Below are 794 nucleotides of genomic sequence, written 5' to 3' on the forward strand. Positions count from 1 at the left end.
AAAGTAAAATAGACTCTGAAACCAGTTCAGAGCGACGAAGCAGCGGCGCATCTTCACACACCAGCACCACTTCACACACAGCCCCCAATTTATACACCGTCTCCCTGACGAAGGTCAGGGCCCATCCCAACCAAACCACCAAAGTTAAATAGACTCTGAAACCAGTTCAGAGCGACGAAGCAGTGGTGCATCTTCACACACCAGCACCACTTCACACACAGCCCCCAATTTATACTCCGTCCTCCTGACGCAGGTCAGGGCCCACCCCAACCAAACCACCAAAGTAAAATAGACTCTGTAACCAGTTCAGAGCGATGAAGCAGCGGCGCACCTTCACACACCAGCACCACTTCACACACCGCCCCCAATTAATACTCCGTCTTCCTGACGCAGGTCAGGATCCACCTCAAATAAATTCACCAAAACCAACCCATACTCCGTCCTCCTGACACAGGTCAGGGCCCACCCCAACCAAACCACCAAAGTAAAATAGACTCTGTAACCAGTTCAGAGCGATGAAGCAGCGGCGCACCTTCACACACCAGCCTCACTTCATACACCGCCCCCAATTTATACACCGTCTTCCTGACGAAGGTCAGGATCCATTTTAAGTATGCACTTCAAGGCAAATGCCTCACACTCCGTCTCCCTGACGAAGGTCAGAGCCCATTCCAGTCGAACCGCCAAAGTAAAATAGACTCTGAAACCAGTTCAGAGCGACGAAGCAGCGGCGCATCTTCACACACCAGCACCACTTCACACACAGCCCCCAATTTATACACCGTCTCCCGGAC

At 52.0% G+C, this 794-nt stretch carries 1 protein-coding gene; it reads right to left on the minus strand.

The features are described from left to right. Window positions 1-455: 455 nt before the first annotated feature. On the minus strand, window positions 456-578 hold the full coding sequence (locus tag CWC18_RS21800; RefSeq protein WP_283957035.1) for a hypothetical protein: 123 nt from the start codon (window positions 576-578) through the stop codon (window positions 456-458). Window positions 579-794 lie beyond the last annotated feature (216 nt).

Origin of the sequence: Pseudoalteromonas aurantia, from assembly GCF_005886875.1 — a bacterium.
Lineage (GTDB): Bacteria > Pseudomonadota > Gammaproteobacteria > Enterobacterales > Alteromonadaceae > Pseudoalteromonas > Pseudoalteromonas aurantia_A.